Source organism: Streptomyces sp. NPDC030143 (genome assembly GCF_055573695.1).
Map to the genome: position 1 here is coordinate 434342 of NZ_JBVIAY010000004.1, position 20982 is coordinate 455323.

General features: G+C 74.8%; 17 protein-coding genes. 6 read left to right on the top strand and 11 right to left on the bottom strand.

Going from position 1 to position 20982, the window contains the following annotated elements:
- Positions 1-1480: 1480 nt before the first annotated feature.
- The 4 genes from ACZ4YY_RS10385 to ACZ4YY_RS10400 are packed head-to-tail and all read right to left on the bottom strand — an operon-like array spanning position 1481 to position 4217.
- Positions 1481-1642, bottom strand: coding sequence for a DUF6760 family protein (locus tag ACZ4YY_RS10385; protein ID WP_468286382.1), 162 nt, complete (start codon positions 1640-1642; stop codon positions 1481-1483).
- Entirely contained in the window at positions 1639-2109 is a 471-nt protein-coding gene (locus tag ACZ4YY_RS10390; RefSeq protein ID WP_468286385.1) for a hypothetical protein, read from the bottom strand. Before ACZ4YY_RS10390 ends, ACZ4YY_RS10385 begins: the two co-directional genes overlap by 4 nt.
- Positions 2109-2552: a phage tail protein gene (locus ACZ4YY_RS10395; RefSeq protein WP_189291008.1), complete on the bottom strand. Its 444-nt coding sequence runs from the start codon at positions 2550-2552 to the stop codon at positions 2109-2111. The genes ACZ4YY_RS10390 and ACZ4YY_RS10395 overlap by 1 nt, the downstream gene beginning before the upstream one ends.
- A 51-nt stretch (positions 2553-2603) precedes the next feature.
- On the bottom strand, positions 2604-4217 hold the full coding sequence (locus ACZ4YY_RS10400; RefSeq protein ID WP_468286389.1) for a phage tail sheath family protein: 1614 nt from the start codon (positions 4215-4217) through the stop codon (positions 2604-2606).
- 256 nt (positions 4218-4473) lie between these two features.
- Here ACZ4YY_RS10400 and ACZ4YY_RS10405 point away from each other — a divergent pair, with 256 nt between their 5' ends.
- Both ACZ4YY_RS10405 and ACZ4YY_RS10410 read left to right on the top strand, forming a co-directional pair.
- A complete protein-coding gene (locus tag ACZ4YY_RS10405; RefSeq protein ID WP_468286392.1) occupies positions 4474-5886 on the top strand; it encodes a hydrolase in 1413 nt (470 codons plus the stop codon).
- A gap of 107 nt (positions 5887-5993) precedes the next feature.
- Positions 5994-7379: a ricin-type beta-trefoil lectin domain protein gene (locus tag ACZ4YY_RS10410; protein ID WP_468286395.1), complete on the top strand. Its 1386-nt coding sequence runs from the start codon at positions 5994-5996 to the stop codon at positions 7377-7379.
- A gap of 30 nt (positions 7380-7409) precedes the next feature.
- Here the strand turns inward: ACZ4YY_RS10410 and ACZ4YY_RS10415 are convergent, their stop codons facing one another.
- The 3 genes from ACZ4YY_RS10415 to ACZ4YY_RS10425 form a co-directional block, all read right to left on the bottom strand.
- Entirely contained in the window at positions 7410-9371 is a 1962-nt protein-coding gene (locus ACZ4YY_RS10415) for an ATP-binding protein (RefSeq protein WP_468286398.1), read from the bottom strand.
- Positions 9368-10021, bottom strand: a complete 654-nt coding sequence (locus ACZ4YY_RS10420; protein ID WP_468286401.1) for a Pvc16 family protein — start codon at positions 10019-10021, stop codon at positions 9368-9370. The genes ACZ4YY_RS10415 and ACZ4YY_RS10420 overlap by 4 nt, the downstream gene beginning before the upstream one ends.
- A gap of 156 nt (positions 10022-10177) precedes the next feature.
- Entirely contained in the window at positions 10178-10837 is a 660-nt protein-coding gene (locus tag ACZ4YY_RS10425) for a helix-turn-helix transcriptional regulator (protein ID WP_468286404.1), read from the bottom strand.
- A gap of 725 nt (positions 10838-11562) precedes the next feature.
- Between ACZ4YY_RS10425 and ACZ4YY_RS10430 the strand changes: the two genes are divergently transcribed.
- The 3 genes from ACZ4YY_RS10430 to ACZ4YY_RS10440 all read left to right on the top strand — a co-directional run bounded on the left by ACZ4YY_RS10430 (position 11563) and on the right by ACZ4YY_RS10440 (position 15236).
- Entirely contained in the window at positions 11563-14328 is a 2766-nt protein-coding gene (locus tag ACZ4YY_RS10430) for an AAA family ATPase (protein ID WP_468286406.1), read from the top strand.
- 154 nt (positions 14329-14482) lie between these two features.
- The gene (locus tag ACZ4YY_RS10435; RefSeq protein ID WP_468286409.1) at positions 14483-14842 is read left to right on the top strand and encodes a hypothetical protein; all 360 of its coding nucleotides are present in this window, start codon (positions 14483-14485) and stop codon (positions 14840-14842) included.
- A gap of 28 nt (positions 14843-14870) precedes the next feature.
- The gene (locus tag ACZ4YY_RS10440) at positions 14871-15236 is read left to right on the top strand and encodes a DUF952 domain-containing protein (RefSeq protein WP_468286412.1); all 366 of its coding nucleotides are present in this window, start codon (positions 14871-14873) and stop codon (positions 15234-15236) included.
- A 34-nt stretch (positions 15237-15270) separates the two neighbouring features.
- Here the strand turns inward: ACZ4YY_RS10440 and ACZ4YY_RS10445 are convergent, their stop codons facing one another.
- Together ACZ4YY_RS10445 and ACZ4YY_RS10450 are read right to left on the bottom strand one after the other, a co-directional pair.
- Positions 15271-15666 (bottom strand): luciferase domain-containing protein, encoded by a 396-nt coding sequence (locus ACZ4YY_RS10445; protein ID WP_468286415.1) that lies wholly within the window; start codon positions 15664-15666, stop codon positions 15271-15273.
- 85 nt (positions 15667-15751) lie between these two features.
- Positions 15752-16636 (bottom strand): NAD(P)-dependent oxidoreductase, encoded by an 885-nt coding sequence (locus tag ACZ4YY_RS10450; protein ID WP_468286418.1) that lies wholly within the window; start codon positions 16634-16636, stop codon positions 15752-15754.
- 159 nt (positions 16637-16795) lie between these two features.
- On the opposite strand from ACZ4YY_RS10450, the gene ACZ4YY_RS10455 reads away from it, so the two are divergent.
- Entirely contained in the window at positions 16796-17824 is a 1029-nt protein-coding gene (locus ACZ4YY_RS10455; protein ID WP_468286421.1) for a GlxA family transcriptional regulator, read from the top strand.
- Positions 17825-17858: 34 nt separating this feature from the next.
- On the opposite strand, the gene ACZ4YY_RS10460 is transcribed toward ACZ4YY_RS10455, so the two are convergent.
- A complete protein-coding gene (locus tag ACZ4YY_RS10460) occupies positions 17859-18254 on the bottom strand; it encodes a hypothetical protein (protein WP_468286424.1) in 396 nt (131 codons plus the stop codon).
- Positions 18255-18483: 229 nt separating this feature from the next.
- Complete coding sequence (locus tag ACZ4YY_RS10465) at positions 18484-20940, bottom strand: MMPL family transporter (protein WP_468286427.1); 2457 nt, start codon at positions 20938-20940, stop codon at positions 18484-18486.
- Positions 20941-20982: the final 42 nt, after the last annotated feature.

Below are 20982 nucleotides of genomic sequence, written 5' to 3' on the forward strand. Positions count from 1 at the left end.
CGGTCGGTGTGGGGCGTGCGGGTGAGCGCTGGACGTCGGTGTCTGTCTGCGGGCTCGGGGCCGCTTCCGTGGCCCGGTCCGGGGTGGTGGTCGACGGTCCGTTCGTGGGTGTTGCGGTCGGTGTGGGGCGTGCGGGTGAGCGCTGGACGTCGGTGTCTGTCTGCGGGCTCGGGGCCGCTTCCGTGGCCCGGTCCGGGGTGGTGGTCGACGGCCTGTCCTGGGGCCGTGGCGCGGGGCGGTCGGCCGGGGGCTTGTGAACCGGCGGCTGGGTCGGCGTGGGGGCGGGGAGCGGGTGCGCCCTCCGCACCTCGGTGCCGGGCCGCAGGGCCGGAGGTGCTGCGGGCCGGGCGGGTGCCGTGGGGGACGGTGACGCCGTACGGTCCCTGGGCGCTCGCCGGACGGCGGGGCCGCTGTCCGGCGCCGACGGGCGCGAGGGCGCGGAGTGACGGTCGTCCGCCGTATCCGGAACGTCGATCTGCCCTGGACCGGGGGCCGTACCGGTGGGCGGGGCCATGGCGGGGTCTTGGCCGCGTACCGGGAGCTCAGCTTGCGAGACGCGCGGCACGGGATCCGTCTGCGCCCGCTGCACGACCGGTGCGACCTCGCCGGACGCCGGAGCGGCCGGGGCCGCGGCCGACGCAGGGCGGGCAGCGGGCGTCGTCCCGGCGGTCGCCGGCTCTCCGTGCGGCTCCTCGTGGGCCGGCTCCTCGCGGGCCGGCTCCGCGCGCTCGCCGGTGGCCGCGGGGGTCTGAGTCCGCGTCGCCGGGACCCGGGCGGGCAGGCTGCGTCGTTGCACCGGGGCGGTGGACGACTTCGTCAGGGCAGTCGGAGCCGTCGCCGGGCGCGGCGGCGCCGGGTGCACACGGACGCCCCGCGTCGACGGCTGCCGCACCACGGGGGCGGGCTCGACGGACGAGACGGGGACGACGGGCAGGGCGTGGACGGCGGGTGCGGCGGACGGCGCGGGTACGACGGGCCCGGCGGCCCCGGCCCCTGTTGCCGGCGGTGCCGCCACCCCCGGCCCCGGCGCCTCCCCCACCGGCACCCGCTGGACCGGCACCGCCGCTGCCGGGTGTTCCGTCCGGGCCCCCGGCGTGAGCCCCAGGTGTCCCAGCAGGGCGCCCGACGCGCCGTTCAGGACCGCGGGCGAGGCGGTGACCGTGAAGGACGGGTTCTGCCAGGTGGCCAGACGGTCGCCGAATCCGGGATCGGCGACGCCCGCGGGGCCCCGGTCCGCCGCAGCCCGCTGGAGCGGCGGCAACGCGGGCCAGGCGGCGGCCCTTCGCGGACGCACCGCCTCGGCGCCACCGGCCGGCTCCCCGGCCGGCCCGCCGGCCCTGCCTCCACCGGCCGACGCCACCACCATGTCGGCACCCGCCGAAACCGCCGTGTCGCCACTCGTCGGCGTCACCGCCGTGCCCGCGCCCGCCGCGCCCTCCGGCCCCGTCCGGCGTCGCAGACGATCCAGGAACCCCATGTCTCAGCCCTCCGCCCCTGAAGCGCGCGTCACCAGGTGGGTGATCCGGTCCGTGTAGCGGCGGCGGTCGTGGTGTTCCAGGTCCAGGATCTCCTCCTGGCTCCAGTGGAAGTGGAAGGCGACGTACGCGATCTCCTCGTGCAGCCGGTCGGTCGCGTACGTCACGATTCCCCCAGGCGGCTCCCGCCGAGTTCGACCTCGAAGGGCTCCGCGCAGTGGGGGCACTCCACGGTCGCCCGGGTGTGTCCCTCCGCGTTGACCTGCCGGTAGAAGTCCTGGAGGAACGCCAGGTCGGAGGCGAACATGTTCTCCACGATCCCGTCGTGGACGAGCGGCAGCGTGCCCAGCCGGGTGATGACCCGGCCCAGCAGGACCACCGACAGGTACGCCGGGTTCTCCTGGACGCGGATGTCGCGCAGGGGGACGAGTTCGTCCCGCGCCGTCGCCAGCCGCATCACGCCGTCGCGGTGGACGGTGCCCGCCTCGTCGACGTAACCGCGCGGCAGTTCGAAGGGGAACTCCGTCTGCAACCGTCGCTGGACGGGCGCGGGCGCCGGGGCCGTGGGCGCGAGCGGGGCGTGGCCCTGCTCCTCGCCCGTCGGCGCCGGCACCCGCACGGCCGTACGCCGCATTACTCGATGACCAGTTCTTCGAACGTGATCGTCACCGTCTCGGTCAGCGCGGACGCTTCGCCCGCCTTCACCGTGCTGGTGTCGATCTTGCTGCACCAGGCGTTGCGCATGTTGTACCGCTTGACCGGGTTGTTCTGGTAGTCCATCACCATGATCGTGGCGTTCTTGCGGGCGCTGCCCATGACGCCGTTGATCGACTCGGTGATCCACTGGTTGAAGGCCGCGGACTGCGTCATGCCGCGGACGACCGTGCAGGTGCCGGCCTTCTTCACGCCCGGCAGCTTCTTCGTGACCGGCTTGCCCTGCGCGGAGACCTGCTGGTACTCGATGACGTCCTGTTCGAGGCTGAGGCCGCTGACCTCGGCGAGGTACTCGACCATCACGCCGTCGATCTGGAGCCCGAAGTTGTGCGAAGTGAGGGCGTCACCCGGCTGGAGACTCATCTGGCTTTCCTTCTGAGGATGTTGACGACAGGGGTACGGGAGCAGGCGTGGCTACTCCTCCAGCTCCCCGCTGCCGCTGGAGAACTGCGCCAGTCGGAAGATCACGAACTCGGCGGGCTTGACCGGTGCGATGCCGATCTCGCAGACGACCCGGCCGACGTCGACCGACTCCGCGGGGTTGGTCTCCTCGTCGCACTTGACGTAGTAGGCGTCCTCGGGCCGGGCGCCGAACAGGGCGCCGCTGCGCCACTCGTTGACGAGGAACGCCGAGACGTTGCGCCGGATGCGCGCCCACAGCGCGTGGTCGTTCGGCTCGAACACCACCCACTGGGTGCCGATCAGGATCGACTCCTCCAGGTAGTTGAAGTACCGGCGGACGTTGAGGTAGCGCCACGCCGGGTCCGACGACAGCGTGCGGGCGCCCCAGACGCGGATGCCGCGGCCGGGGAACGCCCGGATGCAGTTCACGCCGATCGGGTTGAGCAGGTCCTGCTCCCCGCGGGTGATCTGGATCTCCAGGTCCACCGCGCCGCGCACGACCTCGTTGGCCGGGGCCTTGTGCACGCCGCGCTCGGCGTCGTTGCGGGCCCAGACGCCGGCGACGTGACCGCTCGGCGGGACCAGCCGGGCCTGGCCGGTCGCCGGGTCGAAGGACTTGATCCACGGGTAGTAGAGCGCCGCGTACTTGGAGTCGTAGCCGGCCGTCTCCTGCCGCCAGACGCGGATCTGGCGGGCGTTCAGGCCGGGCGGCGGGTCGATGATCGCGACGCGGTCGCCCATCAGCTCGCAGTGCGCGATCAGCCCGAGCTGGACCGCCTTCACGGCCTCCAGGTCGATCGCGCCGCGCTGGTAGGCGGCCATCAGGTCGGGCACGGCGACCATGGAGATCTCGTCGACCGCTTCCAGGCCGCCGAAACCGGTGCGGTCGGCGCTGTCGCCGAGGTACTGCGCCGGACCGGCCTGCCCGGACCGCTCCTCGGCCGCGGGGGCGGCGGGGGCGGCGGGCGGCGCGGCCAGCGCCACCGTCTGGTTGTCGGGGCGGGCCAGCTGCGCGGACGGCGCGGCCTCCGCGACCGTGACGAGCTTCGAGCGCTCCTTGACCTGGGTGACGACGTAGGAGCGGTTGCCCTTCTTCGCGGTCACGTCGAACGTCTCGACGGCCCGGTCGCCGTCCTTGACGATCAGCCGGAAGCGTTCGGCGGGGCCCTCGCCCTCCGCGTCGGCGACCTCCACGCTCAGCGCGCCGCCGTGGGGCCCGGGCGCGGTGGCCGTGACGGTGAACGTGCCGAGCTGCGCGGGCTCGCCGGCCGGCAGCGCGGCGGGCGCCGCGCCGGAACCGGTCACGGCCGCCGGGGAGCCCGCGGGTGCGCCCTCGCCCGCCTCGCCGGCCGCACCCGCCGGGGAGCCGCCCACCCGGACGACGTACGCCGCCGAACCGCCGTTGTTGAAGAAGCCGTAGACCGAGTGCGCCAGGTAGTACCCGTCGGTGAAGTCACCGAACGCCGCCACGTACTGGGTCCAGTTGGTCACCAGCGTCGGCTCGTTCAGCGGGCCGGTGGGCGCGAGCCCGACGAAGGCCGCGACCGAGGTGCCCACCCCCTCGATCGGGCGCGAGCCGCTGGCCACCTCCTCGACGTATACGCCGGGCGACAGGTAGGACGGCATGCTGTGCTCTCCTCGGGGTACGCGTCAGGACGTCTCTCACCGTCACGCGCGCAGCGCGTCCGCCGAAACGGCCCCCGGTGCCATACCGGGGGCAACGTTCCTGCCCGCAGGGGCAAGCACGCGGAGCGGGACGGGCCGCGCGCCCGAAGGCCGGTGCGGGGGACACGGCCGGGGCAGCGCGGGAGGGGACGTTCGGGCAGCGGCCCTGCCCCGGCGCCTCTGACCCGGGCCGCCGCCCTCGCCCTAGCGTGGGCGCGTGAGCCTGTGGACCTCCCTCGAACCCTCCTCCGCCACCGTGGACCCCGGTGCCCGCACCCGGGTGCGGCTGCGGGTGCGCAACACCGGTGACGTCGTCGACGAGTACCGCTTCGAGCCGGTGGGGAGTGTGGCGCCGTGGACGACGGTGGAGCCGCCGACCCTGCGGTTGTATCCCGGTACGACGGGCACGGTGGAGCTGTCGTTCGCGCCGCCGCGTACGCCGGACGCGACGGCGGGCCCGAACCCGTACGCGGTCCGTGTCACGCCGACGGAGCATCCCGACGCGGTGACGGTGCCGGAGGGCAATGTGACGGTGACGCCGTTCACCGAGGTGCGGGCCGAGCTGGTGCCGCCCACGGTGAAGGGGCGTTTCCGCGGCAGGCCCCGGCTCGCCGTCGACAACCTCGGCAACACCCCGGTGACGGCCTCCCTGAGCGGAAGCGACACCGGTGACCGGCTGTCGTACGAGATCCAGCCGGGGAGTGTGCGGATCGAGCCGGGGCGGGCGGTGTTCGTCGACGCGACGCTGCGGCCCCGGCAGATCATCTGGTTCGGGTCGAAGGAGGAGCAGCCCTACAGCCTGGCGGTGCGGCGGTCGGGGGCGGTGCCGCTGGAGGTGGAGGGGACGTTCGTGCAGCGCGGGTTACTGCCGCGCTGGCTGGCGACCGCCCTGAGTGTGACGGTGGCGCTGGCGATCGCGTTCGTGATGATCTGGCTGGCCTACCGGCCGCAGGTGCGCAGCCTGGCCTCGGAGAAGGCGGCGGACGCGAACGTCTCCACGCTGCCTCCGCCGACCCCGTCCGCGGCGCCGAGCGCTCCGCCGCCGCCGAGCCGGGAGGCGGCCGCCGAGCCGGAGGTCCCCCTCCCGGCCGAGACGGAGAAGGCCCCCGGCGGGGGCGGTGGCGGCGGAGGCGGTGGGGCGAGCAAGGAGCCGCAGCCGCGGGAGGAGACCGCCGCGACGGCCGTGCAGCAACTGGCCGCCCGCAGCGCGGGCCGCCACATCTGCTATCGCGCCTATGTCGCCGACCGCGGCTGGCAGAAGCCGGTGTGCGACGGCGCCGAGGCCGGCACGGTCGGCAAGGACCTGCCCATCAAAGCCCTCAACATCGCCGTGGCGGGGACGAAGGGCGTGGCGGGCAACGCGGCCCACGTGGTCGAGGGCTGGAAGACCGGGGACCGGTGGTCCTCGGCGGCGGACGGCATCGACATGTACATCGGATCCTCCAAGGAGGCCGTCTCGCCGCTCCAGGGCTACACGATCCAGGTGCGGGACGGCTCCGTCTGCCAGAACCCGAACGTCGCGACCAAGGGCTGGATGGGTCTCGGGTGCACCGAGCCGGGCGCCTGGATGTACGGCGGGAGCCCGATGGAGGAGCGGCACCAACTGGAGGCCGTCCGCTTCACGGTGTGAGCCGCCCGCGCCCGCGGGGAAAGGGCACGCCGGGACTACCCCTTCGGGCACCGGTCGTGCCCCGCGGCTTCCTGACGGGCCGCCGCCCGCCGTCTTAGCGTCGACAGGTGACTCTGTGGACTTCCCTGGAACCGGCATCCGCGACGGTGGACCCCGGCGGCAGCACGACCGTGCGGCTGCGGGTGCGCAACACCGGTGACGTCGTCGACGAGTACCGCTTCGAGCCGGTGGGGAGTGTGGCGCCGTGGACGACGGTGGAGCCGCCGACCCTGCGGTTGTATCCCGGTACGACGGGCACGGTGGAGCTGTCGTTCGCGCCGCCGCGTACGCCGGACGCGACGGCGGGCCCGAACCCGTACGCGGTCCGTGTCACGCCGACGGAGCATCCCGACGCGGTGACGGTGCCGGAGGGCAATGTGACGGTGACGCCGTTCACCGAGGTGCGGGCGGAGCTGGTGCCGCCCACGGTGAAGGGGCGTTTCCGCGGCAGGCCCCGGCTCGCCGTCGACAACCTCGGCAACACCCCGGTGACCGCGTCCGTCGCGGGCTCCGACACCGGTGACCACCTGGCGTACGAGATCCGGCCGGGGAGTGTGCGGATCGAGCCGGGGCGGGCGGCGTTCATCGACGCGACGCTGCGGCCCCGGCAGATCATCTGGTTCGGGTCGAAGGAACAGCGGCCCTACGCGCTGACCGTGCAGCGCTCGGGCGTGGTGCCGCTGACCGTGGACGGGACGTTCGTGCAGCGCGGGTTCCTGCCGCGCTGGCTGGCGACCGCCCTGAGTGTGACGGTGGCGCTGGCGATCGCGTTCGTGATGATCTGGATCGCATACAAACCGCAGGTCAACAGTGGTGCCTCCGAGAAGCTGGCGGAGGCCGGCAGCACCGCGCTGCCCCGTCCCGTCGTCTCCGCGCCGTCCGCCCCGAAGACCGACGCCTCCGCCGAGGCGCTGCCCGAACAGCCGGTACCCGCCCCGCCCCCGCCAAAGGAGGACAGCGGCGGCTCCGGTACCACCGGGGCGGCGACGTCGGGCGGCGGCGGGGAACCGGACGAGGACGACGGCGGGGGCGCGGCGCCCGAGGCCGAGCCGCGACCGGTACCCGGCGTGCTGATCATCGGCCGGGGCTCCGACCGGTGCGTCGACGTCACCGACTCCCAGGACGGCAAGGGCCGCGACGGCACCCCCCTCCAGATCCGGGACTGCACCGGCACCGCCAACCAGAAGTGGGACTTCCGGGGCGACGGCACGGTCCGCTCGCTCGGCATGTGCATGGACGTCGCCTGGGGATCACGCGAGGACGGCGCCGTCATCCAGCTCGCGCGGTGCAGCGGCAACCCCGCCCAGCAGTTCGTGCTGAGCGGTGAGGGCGACCTGGTCAACCCGCAGGCCGACAAGTGCGTCGACGTCAAGGACAACGGCACCGGCAACGGCGCCAGGCTCCAGCTGTGGACCTGCGCGGGGACCCCGAATCAGAAGTGGCGCGTGGAGTAGCGGCGGGCGGAGCGGGTCCCGGCGAGGCCGCTACCAGGTGGCCTCTCCGGGTACCAGACGGCCCGCCTTGCGGTACTCGCGGCGGGCCCCCTCCAGCAGGTCCCGGTCGCCGACCGGTTCGCCCCGCCCGGCGGCGAGGTAGGCGGCGGTGACCACCGCGCTGCGGATGGACCCGCCGGCCAGCTCGAACTCCCCGGCGAGCGGCGCCGGGTCGACGCCGTCGGCGCACGGCAGGTGCGTCAGCCCGTGCCGCCACAGCGCCAGACGCTGTTCGGCGTCCGGGAAGGGGAAGTCGACCACCAGGTCCAGACGGCGGGTGAACGCCTCGTCGATGTTGGCGCGCAGGTTGGTGGTGAGCAGCGCGATGCCGTCGAAGGACTCCAGCCGCTGGAGCAGATAGGCGCTCTCCATGTTGGCGTAGCGGTCGTGGGAGTCCTTGACCTCGGAGCGCTTGCCGAACACGGCGTCGGCCTCGTCGAAGAGCAGGACGGCGTCGGTGCGGTCGGCCTCGGTGAAGATGCGCTCGAGGTTCTTCTCGGTCTCGCCGACGTACTTGTCGACGACCGACGACAACTGCACGACGTACAGGTCCAGGCCGAGTTCGGCGGCGACGACCTCCGCGGACAGGGTCTTGCCGGTGCCGGACTCGCCCGCGAACAGGCCGAGCACGCCCCGGCCCCGGCCGCCGCCGGCGCTCAGCCGCCAGTCGCCGAGGACGCGGTCGCGGTGGCGGGCGCGCAGGGCCAGCTCCCGCAGCTGGGTGAGGGGCCGTTCGGGCAGGACCAGGTCGTCCCAGGTGACGTCGGGCCGGATACGGCGGGCGTGCCGTTCCAGGCCGGACGCCGACTGCTGGCGGGCGGCCAGCCGGACGTGGTGCGCGGTGAGCGGGCCGCCCTCGAAGGCGGCGAGGCCGAGGGCGGCCCGCGCGGCCCGGGCCACCCGGTCGCCGCCGAGCCGGTACGGCGCCACGGCGCCGGCCAGGTCGAAGCCGGCGGCCGGTGCGCCCAGCGCCGCCGACCAGGCATCCGTCCCGCCCGCCCGGCGGCGCGGCGCGTCCAGGACGAGGGGGTCGCGGGGGCACCAGTCGGGATCGTAGGGGCGCGGGTCGGTCAGCAGCACCGTCAGGTCCGTCGCCGCGGTCAGCGCCCGCACCAGCGGGCCGGGCCGCTCGGGCAGCCCGGACAGCACGACGGCCCGTCCGGTGAGGCGGGCCTCGCGCAGCAGGTGGGGGACGTGGTCCTCGGGGCCGGTGAACCGCAGCGCGCCGAGCCCGGCCGTGTCCAGGGCGGCGGCGAGCGCGGCCGGCCCGTCACCCTCGCGGTGTTCGCGCAGGTACGCGGTGCACGGCCCGGCGGTGAGCCGGGCGGCGAGCCGGTCGGTGAAGCGGGCGTCGTCACCGGGGAGGGGGTCCGGCATGGGGAGCAGCCCGCCGTGCAGGGCGGCGTCCGGGGTGTCGTCGCCGAGGAGGTGCGCGAGCACCCGGTCCGGCACCCGCAACGAACGCGACAGGAACGGCCGTTCCGGCTCCTCCACCTCCAGCAGGCCGAGGGCTTGCAGGGGCGCGGCGGCGTGGAGGCGGGAGCGGGCCCGCACGTCGTGCGCGGGGACGCCGCACAGGTCGAGGGCGAGCCCGACGGTGGCCCGGCGTCGGCTCACGTCGTCGTTGAGGTAGCCGTAGAGCGGTTCGAAGGCGCGGTCCAGGTCGGGGGCGAGGGCGACGAGGAGGATCGCGCTGTCGAGGTCGGTGAGCGGGAGGCGGGGCAGGAGCGGGGCGGTGACCGGGAGACCTGCGGACGCCGTGTCCGGCGCCCGGTCCAGCAGATGCCGTACCGCCGTCTCGGACAGGTAGAGGCCGCGCAGCGGGTCGGTGGCCGTCGGGTCGGCGGCGCCGCGGTGGTCGACGAGGGCGGCGACGTGCTCGCGCAGGGCGGCGAGATGCCCCAGCAGGGCGGTGAGGCGGGTCTGCGCGGGCGTGACGGCCGGGGCGGTCACCGGCGCTCCCGGGCCTCGCGGGCCGCCGCGACCTGGTGGGGGCGGTGGGCGCGTCCGGCGGAGGCCGGCGGGTCGTCGTCCAGGCCGTGGACGCGGACCACCGCGCCCTCGGTGACGGGCGGCCCGGCGTCGTACTCGGGGTAGGCCGGAAAGGGCGCGGTCACCACCAGGTCCAGGGACGGCTTGAGTTCACCGCCGAGCGCCGACCAGATCTCGGCGAGGGAGCGCGACTCGGTGTGCAGTCCCGCCACGGTCAGCGGCACCGCCAGGCCCAGGGCGCCGAGGGACCCCGGGAATTCGTCGGCGGGCAGCAGCTCGCGCGGCAGCAGGGTCGCCAACACGGCCGACAGCAGCCGGTGTTCGTCCTGCGGGGTCCGGGTCCACGCCGTCACCAGGTACGACAGCCGGAACCAGCGCGGGGGCTGGCGCCGCCGTACGACGACGTCCCGGGCGTCACGCACCGCCATCTGGCCGCGCTGGCGCCGGCTGACGTCCTCGCGGATGTCGTACAGGTAGGCGTTGACGACGGGGGCGTTGCGGCGGGCGGCCCAGTCGCGGGTCGGGGCCTCGAAGGAGACGTCGATGCCGGAGCCCGTGAGGGCGCCCCCGCCGAGCAGGCCCTTGAGGACCTCGTCCACCTCGTGGATCACCGTCGTGCCGCTCCTCGGTCGCCTCGACCGTCGTGTCCCGTACGGCCCTTGTCCGGTTCTGATCGTGCCGTGCGGTGGGCGGGGGCAGCGAGCGCGCCGGGGTCGGTGGCCGGGCAGGAACGCTGCCCGCGTGTCCGCCTTCGATTGCCCGTTCGGTCAGATGTAGCCTTCCCGGAGGGCATATGCCACGGCGTGCGCCCGGTTGCGCAGATGCAGGCGTGTCGTGAGTCCGTGCATCACGTTCTTGACGGTTCGTTCGGAGTAGGACAGCTTGCTGGCGATCTCTCCGGTGTCGAGGCCCTCGGCGACCAGCCGCAGGACGTCCACCTCACGGGGCGCGAGTCCCAGCGAGGGGGCGCCGGGCCGGCTCGCCGCGCCCCGGTGCAGCGTGCCCACCTGGCTGATGAGCCGGCCGAGCAGGTCGGAGGGCAGGTCGCCGTCCCCCCGCGCGGCCGCCAGCACGGCCTGCACCAGCCGGTGCGCGGTCGCCTCGCGGCGCCAGACGATCGCCCCGACCCCGCACTCGATGACGTCCAGCAGTTCGTTCTCGCGGATCGTGCCCACCACCAGCACCGCCCGCACGCCCTCACCGCGCACGATCCGGCGCAGCCGGGCCAGCGCCGCCTCGTCCAGTGTGTCCTCGATCAGCAGGGCCACCGTGCCCGGGCCGGACTCCTCGCGCAGCTCGACCTCGGGGCGTGAGCGCAGCTGTCCGACCGCGCCCTCGCGGGAGATGGGATCGCCGGCCTGCACGGCCACCGGCGTGCGGCGGGCCGTTCCAGCGGCGCTGTTCGGTGTGCGGGATGCGCTGAGCAACCGTCTCTCCCCTGTTCACGGGCCCGCCGACCGACGCAGGCCGGTGACGGAAGGGCGGCTTCCACACTTCTGTGGCCGCTGCGGCCGGCGCAATCGTGGAGCACCACGAGGCGTACCACGAGACCAGGGCCGCGGGTACCACGAGAAGCCGCTGCGGCGGGCGTTGTCGCAGGTCAGGAAGGGTTCCGTGGGCCGGCTGGCACGTCGGCCGCGCGCAGTGAGCCTCGCCACAGCGGGCAGCGGGTCCGCGCTGCCCCGCATCTCCCCTCCCGCCGACGCCGTGCGCGTCGACGCCGGAGCGCGCCCCCCGTCGCCACCGCACGCCCCGTCTCCACCGCGGGTTCCGGCCATACCGCGTGCCCCTTCGCCACGGCGGGTTCCGGCCATACCGCGTGCCCCGTCACCACCGTGGATCCCGTCCGCACCGACGACCCCGTCGACACCTCGGACGACGTTCACACCGCGCACCCCGTCGACACCGCCGACGTTGACACCGGACCCGTGACACCGAGGACCCCGTCGACACCGCTGACCCGGCGGACACCGCAGAGACCCGACCGGCACCAGGACCCGTGCACCCCCCAGGACCCGACACACCCCAGGAACCGCCACGTCCCAGGACCCGTGCACACCGCAGACCCGACCGACACCACAGGACCCGTGGACACCCGCAGACCCGACGCACACCACCACCCCGTCCACACCCATCATCACCGGAGGCACGGATGACCGGACCGCTGCTGGAACGCGCCGACGCGCTCGCGCTGCTCGCGTCCGAGACCGAACGCGCCCGCGCGGGGAGCGGACGGCTGGTCCTGCTGCGCGGCGCCACCGGCACGGGCCGCTCCGCCGTCCTGGAGGCCGCCGCCGCGCGCGCCGCCGCCGGCGGACTGCGGGTCCTGCGCGCCCGCTGCTCCCCCGAGGACACCGCCGTGCCGTTCTCCGCGGTCCTCCATCTCCTCGGTCCCGTCCCGGAGTTCGCGGACGTTGCACCCGGCGGCGACGACCGCGGCAGCGCGGCCCGGCTGTGGCGGCTGCTGCGCTCCTACGCCGCCGAGACCCCGCTGCTGGTGGCGGTCGACGACGTCCACCTCGCCGACGACGCCTCCCGCCGCTGGCTCGTCGAGTCCGCCCGCCGCGTCGACCGATTACCGGTGCTCGTGGTGGTCACCGAACGCAGTCAGTACGACATCGCGCCCCAGCCGGCCGGTCTCACCCAGGCCCTGTCCCCGTCCCTCGTCCGCACCCACACCCTCGCCCCGCTCACCGACGACGCCGCGGCCGCGCTGGTCCGCGCCGCGTTCCCCACGGCGATGCCCGACTGGATCGCGGACTGCGTCCGCGCCGGCGCGGGCAGTCCGCTGCTGCTGCACGCGCTCCTGGAGGACCTCCACGGCACCCCGCCCCCGAGCCCCGTACCGCACACCTGCGCCGCCCTGTACCCGGGCGCCTACCCGGCGAAGCTCTCATGGTGGCTGGACACGACGGGCCCGGCGACGGCCCAGGTCGCACGGATGCTGGCGGCACTGGAGGAGACGGACCGGCACGACCCGGGCCCGCCACCGGCCACCCCCGTCACCGTGCCCATCACTCCGGCCCCCGTGGCCCCGCTCCTGGCCGACGCCTCCGGTGCCGACCCCGCGCGGGTGGCGGGGTGGCTGACCGCGATGGGGCGGCTCGGACTGGTGCGGCCGGACGCGGACGGCCGGCCCCGGTTCGCGCACCCGCTGCTGCGGGACGCCGTGCTCAGCGGCTGGCCGGCCGGGGAGCGGCAGGCGGCGCACCGGGCGGTCGCGGAGGCCATGCTGCGACGCGGCGACCGGGTCGAGGCGGTGGCCCGGCAGTTGCTGGGCAGTACGGCCGTCGGCCGGCCGTGGGCGCAGCGCGTCCTGCGCGACGCCGTCACCGTCGCCGTCCGCGCCGGCCGCCCCGACGACGCCGTCGCCTACCTGCGGCGCGCCCTGAACGAGCCCCTCGTCGACGACGCGCGGCAACGCCTGCTGACCGAGCTGGGATCGCTGGAGTACGCCTCCGCCGACGCCCTCGCGGGCATCCCCCGGCTCGCCGAGGCGCTGAACCTGCCCGCCGAGCCCCGCGACCAGGTCCGTACCGCCATCGCGCTCGGCACGGCCCTCGCCGGCCGCGGTGAGGTCCGTACGGCCGTGGAGGTGCTGCGCCGGCTGGAGGTGCGGCTGGCCGGCCACCCCGAGCTGGCCGGCACCGTGCAGACGGCGTCCGCGCTGCTGTCCGACCAGGACCAGACCGTGCGCGGGGAGGCCTACCGGTGGCTGACCGACACCGCCGAACGCTCGCCGGAACTCGTCGGCGCCACCGGCCGGGCACTGCTCGTGCGGTACGCGGCGACCGCCGGCGCCACGTCCGCCGAGGCGGCGATGGCCCGGCTGCGGACCCTGCTGACCGAACCCGCCGACCCGCTCGCCGAGCCCTTCCTGCTGGGCACGGCCGCCGCCGTCGCCCAGTGGGCCGACGCGCTCGACGAGGCGGAACGGCTCGTCGAACGCGGCCTTGCCGGCCAGCGCCCGTCCCTGCTGCACCCGATGGCCCGGGCCCTGCGCGACGTCCGCACCGACATCGCCGCCGCCCGCGACGACTACGCGGCCCTCCTCGCACCGCGCCGGGACGGCACCCGCCCGGGCCGCCCCACCAACGCCGACGCCCACGCCGTGCTCGCCCTCGTCGAGACCGGCCGCAACGACGAGGCGCGGCGGCTCGCGGCCGGGTTCGACCTGCGCGAGGCGCCGGACTCCTGGGAGCTGAACCGTTTCCTCTATGCGCGGGGCGTGTTGCGCCGCGCCGAGGGTGACGCCACCGGCGCCCTCCACGACTTCCTGGAGTGCGGCCGGCGTCAGACGGCCCGGGCCGTGGCCAGCCCGGTCGTCACGCCGTGGCGGACGGCCGCCGCGCAGGCCCGGCTCGCCCTGGGCAGCCCCCGGGAGGCGCTGGCCCTCGCCGAGGAGGAACTGCGGCTGGCCCGCGTGTGGAACACCCCGCGGACGGTCGGACGGGCCCTGCGGGTGCTCGCCCGGGCGACGGGCGGCCGGCGCGGCCTCGAACTGGCCGGAGAGGCGGTGGACGTGCTGCGCGCCTCCCCGGCCGCCGCCGAACTGGCCGCCGCCCTCCTCACCCACGGCCGTCTGCTGACGCTCGCCGGGGAGCGGGCCCGCGGCCGGGACCGTCTGCGGGAGGCCGCCGAACGGGCGGCGCGCCTGGGCGCGGTACGCCTGCGCACCCGCGCCGAGGACGCCCTGCGCGCGGGGGGCGCCCGCCGGACCACCACCGGTACCGCCGCTCTGACCGACAGCGAACGCCGCATCGCCGAACTCGCCGCCGACGGACGCACCAACACGGAGATAGCCGACCTCCTCCACCTGGCCCGCCGCACCGTGGAGACCCATCTGACCAGCACCTACCGCAAGCTGGGGATACGGCGGCGGGGGGAGCTGCGGCAGACGTTGGACGGTGGGGTCTGAGGGGTCCTCGCACCATGAGCGCCTGATCGGGCCGCGCGGCCCGGGCGGCCCCCCTTGTGTGCGCAGTGGCGAGCCGGCCGGGTGTGACAGGGCTGTGACCGGGGGAGTGGCTCCCGTCACAGCCCGCCCGGCCGGGGCCTGATGGGGTGACCGGATGTCCACCGTCCTCACCGTCGTCCGCCGGTACACGCCGCCGCTGCTGGCGCATCTGCTGATCGGTCTCCCGACGACCGTCGCCCTGTGGTCCGCGCGCTGGTACGCCGAACACGGCCACTGCGGCGGCGTCGACGACATCGAGCGGATGGAGGGCTGCACCTACGACGACATCGAGAACAGCCCCCTGATCGGGGTGGCGCTCGTCGTGACGGGGCTGCTGGTGCTGCTGCTGATCCTCGTCTACGACGTCCTGGGGCCCCGCTCCGGCGGCCGCTCCGCGAAGCCCCGGCTGGTGACCCTCCCGGCGGTCCTCCTGCCGTACGCCGTCCTGAGCTGGATGGCCGCGCGGGGCATCTGACCCCCGGGGCGTCGGGTAGGACAGGAGGATGATCTACCACATCGTGCCGAAGGCGGAGTGGGACGCCCGTCCCGACGCCCCCTACGCGCCCGCCTCCCTCCGGACGGACGGCTTCGTCCACTGCTCCCCCGACGAGAGCACCACCCTCGCCGTCGCCAACGCCTTCTACCGCGACGCCCCGAGGCCCCTGCTCGTGCTGGCCCTCGACGAGGACCGCCTCACCGCCCGCTGCGTCCGGGAGGCCGCCGACCCCGTCCCGCCGCCCGGCGTGGCCGGATCCACCCTGTTCCCGCACGTCTTCGGCCCCCTCGACCGCGACGCCGTCACCCGCGTCCTGGAGGTCCGCTGGGACGAACGGAACCGGGCGACGGCCCTGGCGGCGACGGGCCCCTGAAACCGCCCGTCCGCGCCCGCGCACCCCACCGCGGTCAGCGGCCGAGGGGTTCGTCGCGCGGCACCAGCGTCACCCGGCGGAAGTTGCAGGCGACGGGCGAGGGGCCGGTCCCCGGTGCCTGAGCGAGGTGGGCCTTGAGGGCGACGCTGACCAGACTCATCAGCAGGTCGACGTCCGTGTCGCAGTCCAGCCGGATGGTCACCCACCGCGAGCCGGGCACCAGCCGGACGGCGGTCGAGGCGCGCAGGTCGCTGCGGATGCGCTGGATGGCGGGGACGGTCAGGTGCAGATCCACCTCCCGGCCGGAGTGGAAGTGGACGATCTCGCTGTGGACGGAGCGAAGGGCCCGCCCCGTGCCGCAACTGGCCCGGCCCGCAGTGAGGTCGGGCCAGTTCTCCAGTCGCTCGAGGGCACGCTCGGCCAGGGTCATGCGCCCATGGTCGCTCGATCACCGCGGCGCAACCAGTAGTTGAGCGAAATGTAACCGTGGCGTGAACCGTCGCTCCGGTCGGTGATCAGCCCTCGGGCCTGGTCAGCACCTCGATCAGGCTCGCGTAGCTGTCGGACCCGTGGCCCGCCGCCCGCGCCCGCTCCATCATGTCCTTCAGCAGCTCGGGCAGGGCGTTGTCGACGCCCCGCGCCTGCGCGGCGTGCAGGAGGTGGCCGATGGCCGCGATCTGCACGTCGACGGTGGCGTCGTCGCCCGGGTAGCGGCCGGCGTCCACCTGCGGCGCGTACGTGGTCAGGAACCCCGCGACGGCGGTCAGCCAGCGGACCGCGACGGGTGTGAACGCCGTGGCCGGGGTCTTCTCCGCGCCGACCAGCGCGGTGCCGTGCAGCCAGCCGGTCATGGTGGCCCACATCAGCCCGAGCAGCGCGGCGTCGTACAGCGAGGCCAGCCCCGGCTCGGCGCCCAGGTACAGGGGGTCGCCGAGGGCCGTCAGGGTCGCCCGGTGGGCGTCGAGGACCGCGGACGAACCGCTGTACAGGAACATCATCTCGGGGTTGCCGACACCCGGCGGGGTGGTCATGATCGCGCCGTCGAGGTACTCGGCGCCGTGCGAGTGGGCCCACGCGACGGCTTCCTGCGCCTGCTCGGGGGCGCTGGAGGTGAGGTTGACCAGGGACTTACCGGCCAGGGCGCCGGCGGCGGCGACGGGGTCGAGGACGGTGTGCAGCGCCTGGTGGTCCAGGACGCAGACGATGGTCAGCGGGCTCGCCGCGACCGCCTCCCCGGGGGTCGCGGCCGAGCGGGCGCCCCGCTCGACGAGCGGTCGCGCCCGCTCCGGGGACCGGTTCCACACGGTCGTCGGATGGCCCCGGTCCAGCAGCGCGGCGGCCAGGGCCGAGCCCATCGAGCCCAGTCCGAGCACGGTGACGGCCTGACGGTCGGCGTTCATGCAGCAACTCCTCGGAAAACAGATCACAGGTGGTGAAAGGTGGGACAAGTGACGAACGGCCACGTACATCCCGTACGGATCACCCTCGCAGCGCCCGGTGGACGGAACCAGTGACACCGGTGACGGCCGCCACCAAATTCCTGCCATAGCCTTCGGGGCATGAGCGCCGGGTCTGTCGCCGTTGTCGTGACCGAGGAGATCGGGGTCCCCTCCTGGGACCTGTACGAACTGAGCATCCCCTGCACGGTGTTCGGCAAGCCGCAACCCGATCTGGCCGACCCCTGGTACGACTTACGGCTCTGCGGAACCGGAACGGACGCCGATCCGCCCGCGGACACCGCCGCGGACACCACCGGGCACAGCGGTGCGGCCGGACTCGCGCTGCGCACCCGCCACGGCCTCGACGACCTGGTCGGCGCGGACACGGTCATCGTCCCGTCGGTCCCCGACGCCTGCGTGGAGGAGGGCAGACCGCTGTCGCGGGAGCTGATCACGGCCCTGCGCCGCGCCCACGCCGCCGGTGCCCGCATGGTCTCCCTGTGCACCGGCGCCTTCGCGCTCGCCGAGGCGGGGCTCCTCGACGGACGCCGGGCCACCGCCCACTGGATGCACACCGCCCAACTGGCCGCGCGCTACCCGAAGGTGCGCGTCGACCCGTCGGTGCTCTACGTCGACGAGGGCGACGTCCTCACCAGCGCGGGCCTGACCGCCGGCCTCGACCTGTGCCTGCACCTGGTGCGCCGCGACCTCGGCGCGCACGTCGCCAACCAGCTGGCCCGCCGCATGGTGGTGCCCGCCCACCGGCCCGGCGGACAGGCCCAGTTCATCGAGCTGCCCGTGCCGAGCAGCGACGACCGGGGACTGGCGCCCGTGCTCGACTGGGCCAGGGCGCGCCTGGACCGGCCGCTCACCGTCGAGGACCTGGCGCGGCGGGCCACGATGAGCCCCCGCACGTTCTACCGGCGGCTGCACGCGGCCACGGGGACGACTCCCCTGCGCTGGCTCCTCGACCAGCGTCTGGCACGGGCCCGGACGCTGCTGGAGTCGACGGACCTGCCGATCGACAGGATCGCGGAGCTGAGCGGCCTCGGCACGGCGAACAACCTGCGCCACCACTTCCTCAGACACCTCGGGGTGCCACCGGGCGACTACCGGCGGGCGTTCCCCCGCAGCGGTGCCGGCGCCTGACCCCGGCGGGCGGCGCGGTCCGGCGGCCCGGCGGTCACTGGTCGGAGTAGCCGATGTCCCCGATCGTCCAGGCGCTGACGTCGGCGAGGGCGACGCGGTACATGCCGCCCGAGTCGGGGATGCCGAAGCTGCCCTGGAGGATGCGGGCGAGATGGAAGTGGAGGTGCGTGGGAGGGGAGTCGCGCAGGGAGGCAGGCCCGGGCAGCGGCTGCTGCCGGGAGGCCCGCTGCGCGGCGAAGACGGGAGCGAAGTCCTTCAACTGACTGGACCCCCGCAGCACCTCCGCCACGCGCTGCTTCCACATGGCCTCGGGAGCCAGCCGTCCGGTGATGACGGCTCCGGGAACCACCACGGTGAGAGACATCTGACTGTGCTGCTCCGTCTCCACCATCGCGGCGATGTCGACGAGCAGATCATCAGGGTGCGCCATGGTGGAGGAGCCTACTCGCCGGAGCCGTGACGCGAGGGGAGGAAGCAGACCTCGACCGGATCGCGTCGGGTCGGCGGCGGGCCGCGCGGAACTCCTCCCGGCCTCCCGCACGCCGGTGGCGTCCTGGCCGGCGACCGCGCCCCCGTCCGGCGAGAACCGTGCCGTGACCGCGCCGGCCGGCCGACGGTCACGGCACGGGGGCCGCGGCACGGGGGCCGCGGCCCGGCCCTCAACGGGTGGCGGCCGGTTCGTCGGCCTCCGTGGCCGCGCGGGCGGGCGCGGTCCCGTCCGCCTCCCCCGCGTCGACGGGCTCGTCGGCCTCGGCGGGGGCTTCGGCGTCCGTCTCCCTGCCGTCCGTCTCCCTGCCGTCCGTGCCGCTGCCGCCTGTGTCCTCGCCGTCCGTGCCGTTGCCGTCCGTGTTCTTGCCGTCCGCTCCCGTGCCGTCCGTGTCCTGGTCGGCGGGGGCGGATGCGCCGGGGGCCGTGGCGCTGTCGGCGGGGGCGGGCTCGCCGGTCGCCCGCGCCGGCAGCTTCGCCCCCTCGATGTCCACGTCCGGGGTGATCCGGTCCAGGAGCCGCGGCAGGCCCCAGGCGCGACGGCCCAGCAGGGCCATGGCCGCCGGGACGAGGGTCATGCGGACGACGAACGCGTCGATGAGGACGCCGAACGCCAGGGCGAACCCGATGGACTTGATGATCGGGTCGTGGTTGAACACGAAGCCGCCGAAGACGGCCGCCATGATGAACGCGGCGGCGCTGACCACACGGCCGCTGCTCGCCATTCCCCGCGTGACGGCCCCGGCGGCGTCGCCGGTGTGCTCGTAGTGCTCGCGCATGCGGCTGACCAGGAACACCTCGTAGTCCATGGCGAGGCCGAACAGCACGCCGATCAGGAGCACGGGCAGGAAGCTGGTCACCGGGCCCGCGGAGGGGATGTCCAGGAGGCCGTTGAGGTGGCCCTGCTGGAAGACCCAGACCGTCGCGCCGAGCGACGCGGCGATCGACAGCAGGAAGCCGAGCGCCGCCTTGACCGGGACCAGCAGCGAACGGAACGCCACGGTCAGCAGGAGCAGCGCGAGCACGACGATGATCGCCACGAACAGGGGCAGCGCGTCGGACAGCTTGTTCGACACGTCGATGCCGGCGGCGGTGGCGCCCGCGATGTAGAGGGTGCCACCGGCCTTCTCCACGTCGGGGGCGTGCGCGCGCAGGCGGTGGACGAGATCGGTGGTGGCCCGGGCGTCGGGCCCGGTCCTCGGCACCACGGCCAGCAGGGAGAGGGTGCCGTCGGCGTTCGCGACCGGCTGGGAGACGGCGGCCACACCACGGTCCGCGGACAGTGCCGCCCGCAGGCCGGTGAGGGTGGCGGCGCGCTCGGCCGCCGGGACCCCACCGGTGTCGATTACGGCGGTGAGCGTGGCGTTGAAGCCGGGGCCGAAGCCCTCGGTGAGCAGGTCGTAGCTCTTGTGCTGCGTGCTGTCGGCCGGCTGGGAGGCGAAGCTCGGCAGGCCGAGGCGCAGGTCACGGGCCGGGACGGCGAGGGCGAGCATACCGACGACGCCGGCGAGGAGGACGAGCAGGGGCTTGCGGGTGACCGCGCGCGCCCAGGCCAGGCCCCAGGCGCCGGGGGCGCGCCCCTCGCCCCGCGAGTTGGTCGGCCTCCCCTTTCGTTCGGAGCTCTCCGGGCGCAGCCGCTCGCCGAACAACGCCAGCGCCGCCGGTACGAGGCTGACGGCGATCAGCACCGCCAGCAGGACCGTGACCGCCGCCGCCAGACCCATCACCGTCAGGAACGGGATGCCGGTGACGACGAGCGCCGCCAGCGCGATGATCACGGTAGCCCCGGCGAAGACGACCGCCCCGCCGGCGGTGGCCACCGCCCGGGCGATGGAGTCCTCGACGTCCTGCTCGGGGTCGGCGAGCTGCTCGCGGTGCCGGGAGATGATGAACAGGGCGTAGTCGATGCCGACGGCGAGGCCGATCATCAGGGCCAGCACGGTCGCGGTGTTCGTCATCTCCATGAAGCGTGAGGCGAACTGCACACCGAGCACGCCGATCGCCACGCCCACGAGCGCGGTCAGCAGCGGCAGGCCGGCCGCCACCAGCGAGCCCAGCGCGAGCGCGAGGACGACGAAGGCGAGGACCACCCCGACGACCTCCGCGGGGCCGCCGACCTCGGTCTTCGGCTGCATCGCGGAGCCGCCGAACTCCACCTCGAGACCGGCCGCGCGGGCCGGGTCCATGGCGGCGGACAGCGCGTCCTTGGAACTCTCGGGAACCTCGGCGGCCTCGTCGCGGAACTGGACGTCCGCGTAGCCGATGCGCTGGTCGGGCGCGATCGTGCGGCTCCGCACCGGGTCGGTGACGCGCAGGACGCCGGATATGGCGGCCGCCTTCTCCAGGCTCGCCGCCATGGCCGCCCGGGCCGCGGTCCCGGTGAGCGTCGCGCCCTTCGGCGCGGCGAAGACGACCCTGGCCGTGCCGCCGGCGGCCTGCGGGAACTCCTTCTTCAGCAGCTCCTGCGCCCGCTGCGACTCGATGCCCGGCACCGTGAACTGCGTGGTGGGCTTGCCGTGCAGTGCGATGCCCAGGCCGCCGACCGCCGCGAGCAACAGCAGCCAGACCGCGATGACCCGACCGCGGCGGCGCACCGCCCACCGCCCCCAGGTGTACAGGCGTGACGCCATGACCGTCCCCGTCTTCCTCGTCTCGTACGAACGAACCACTCC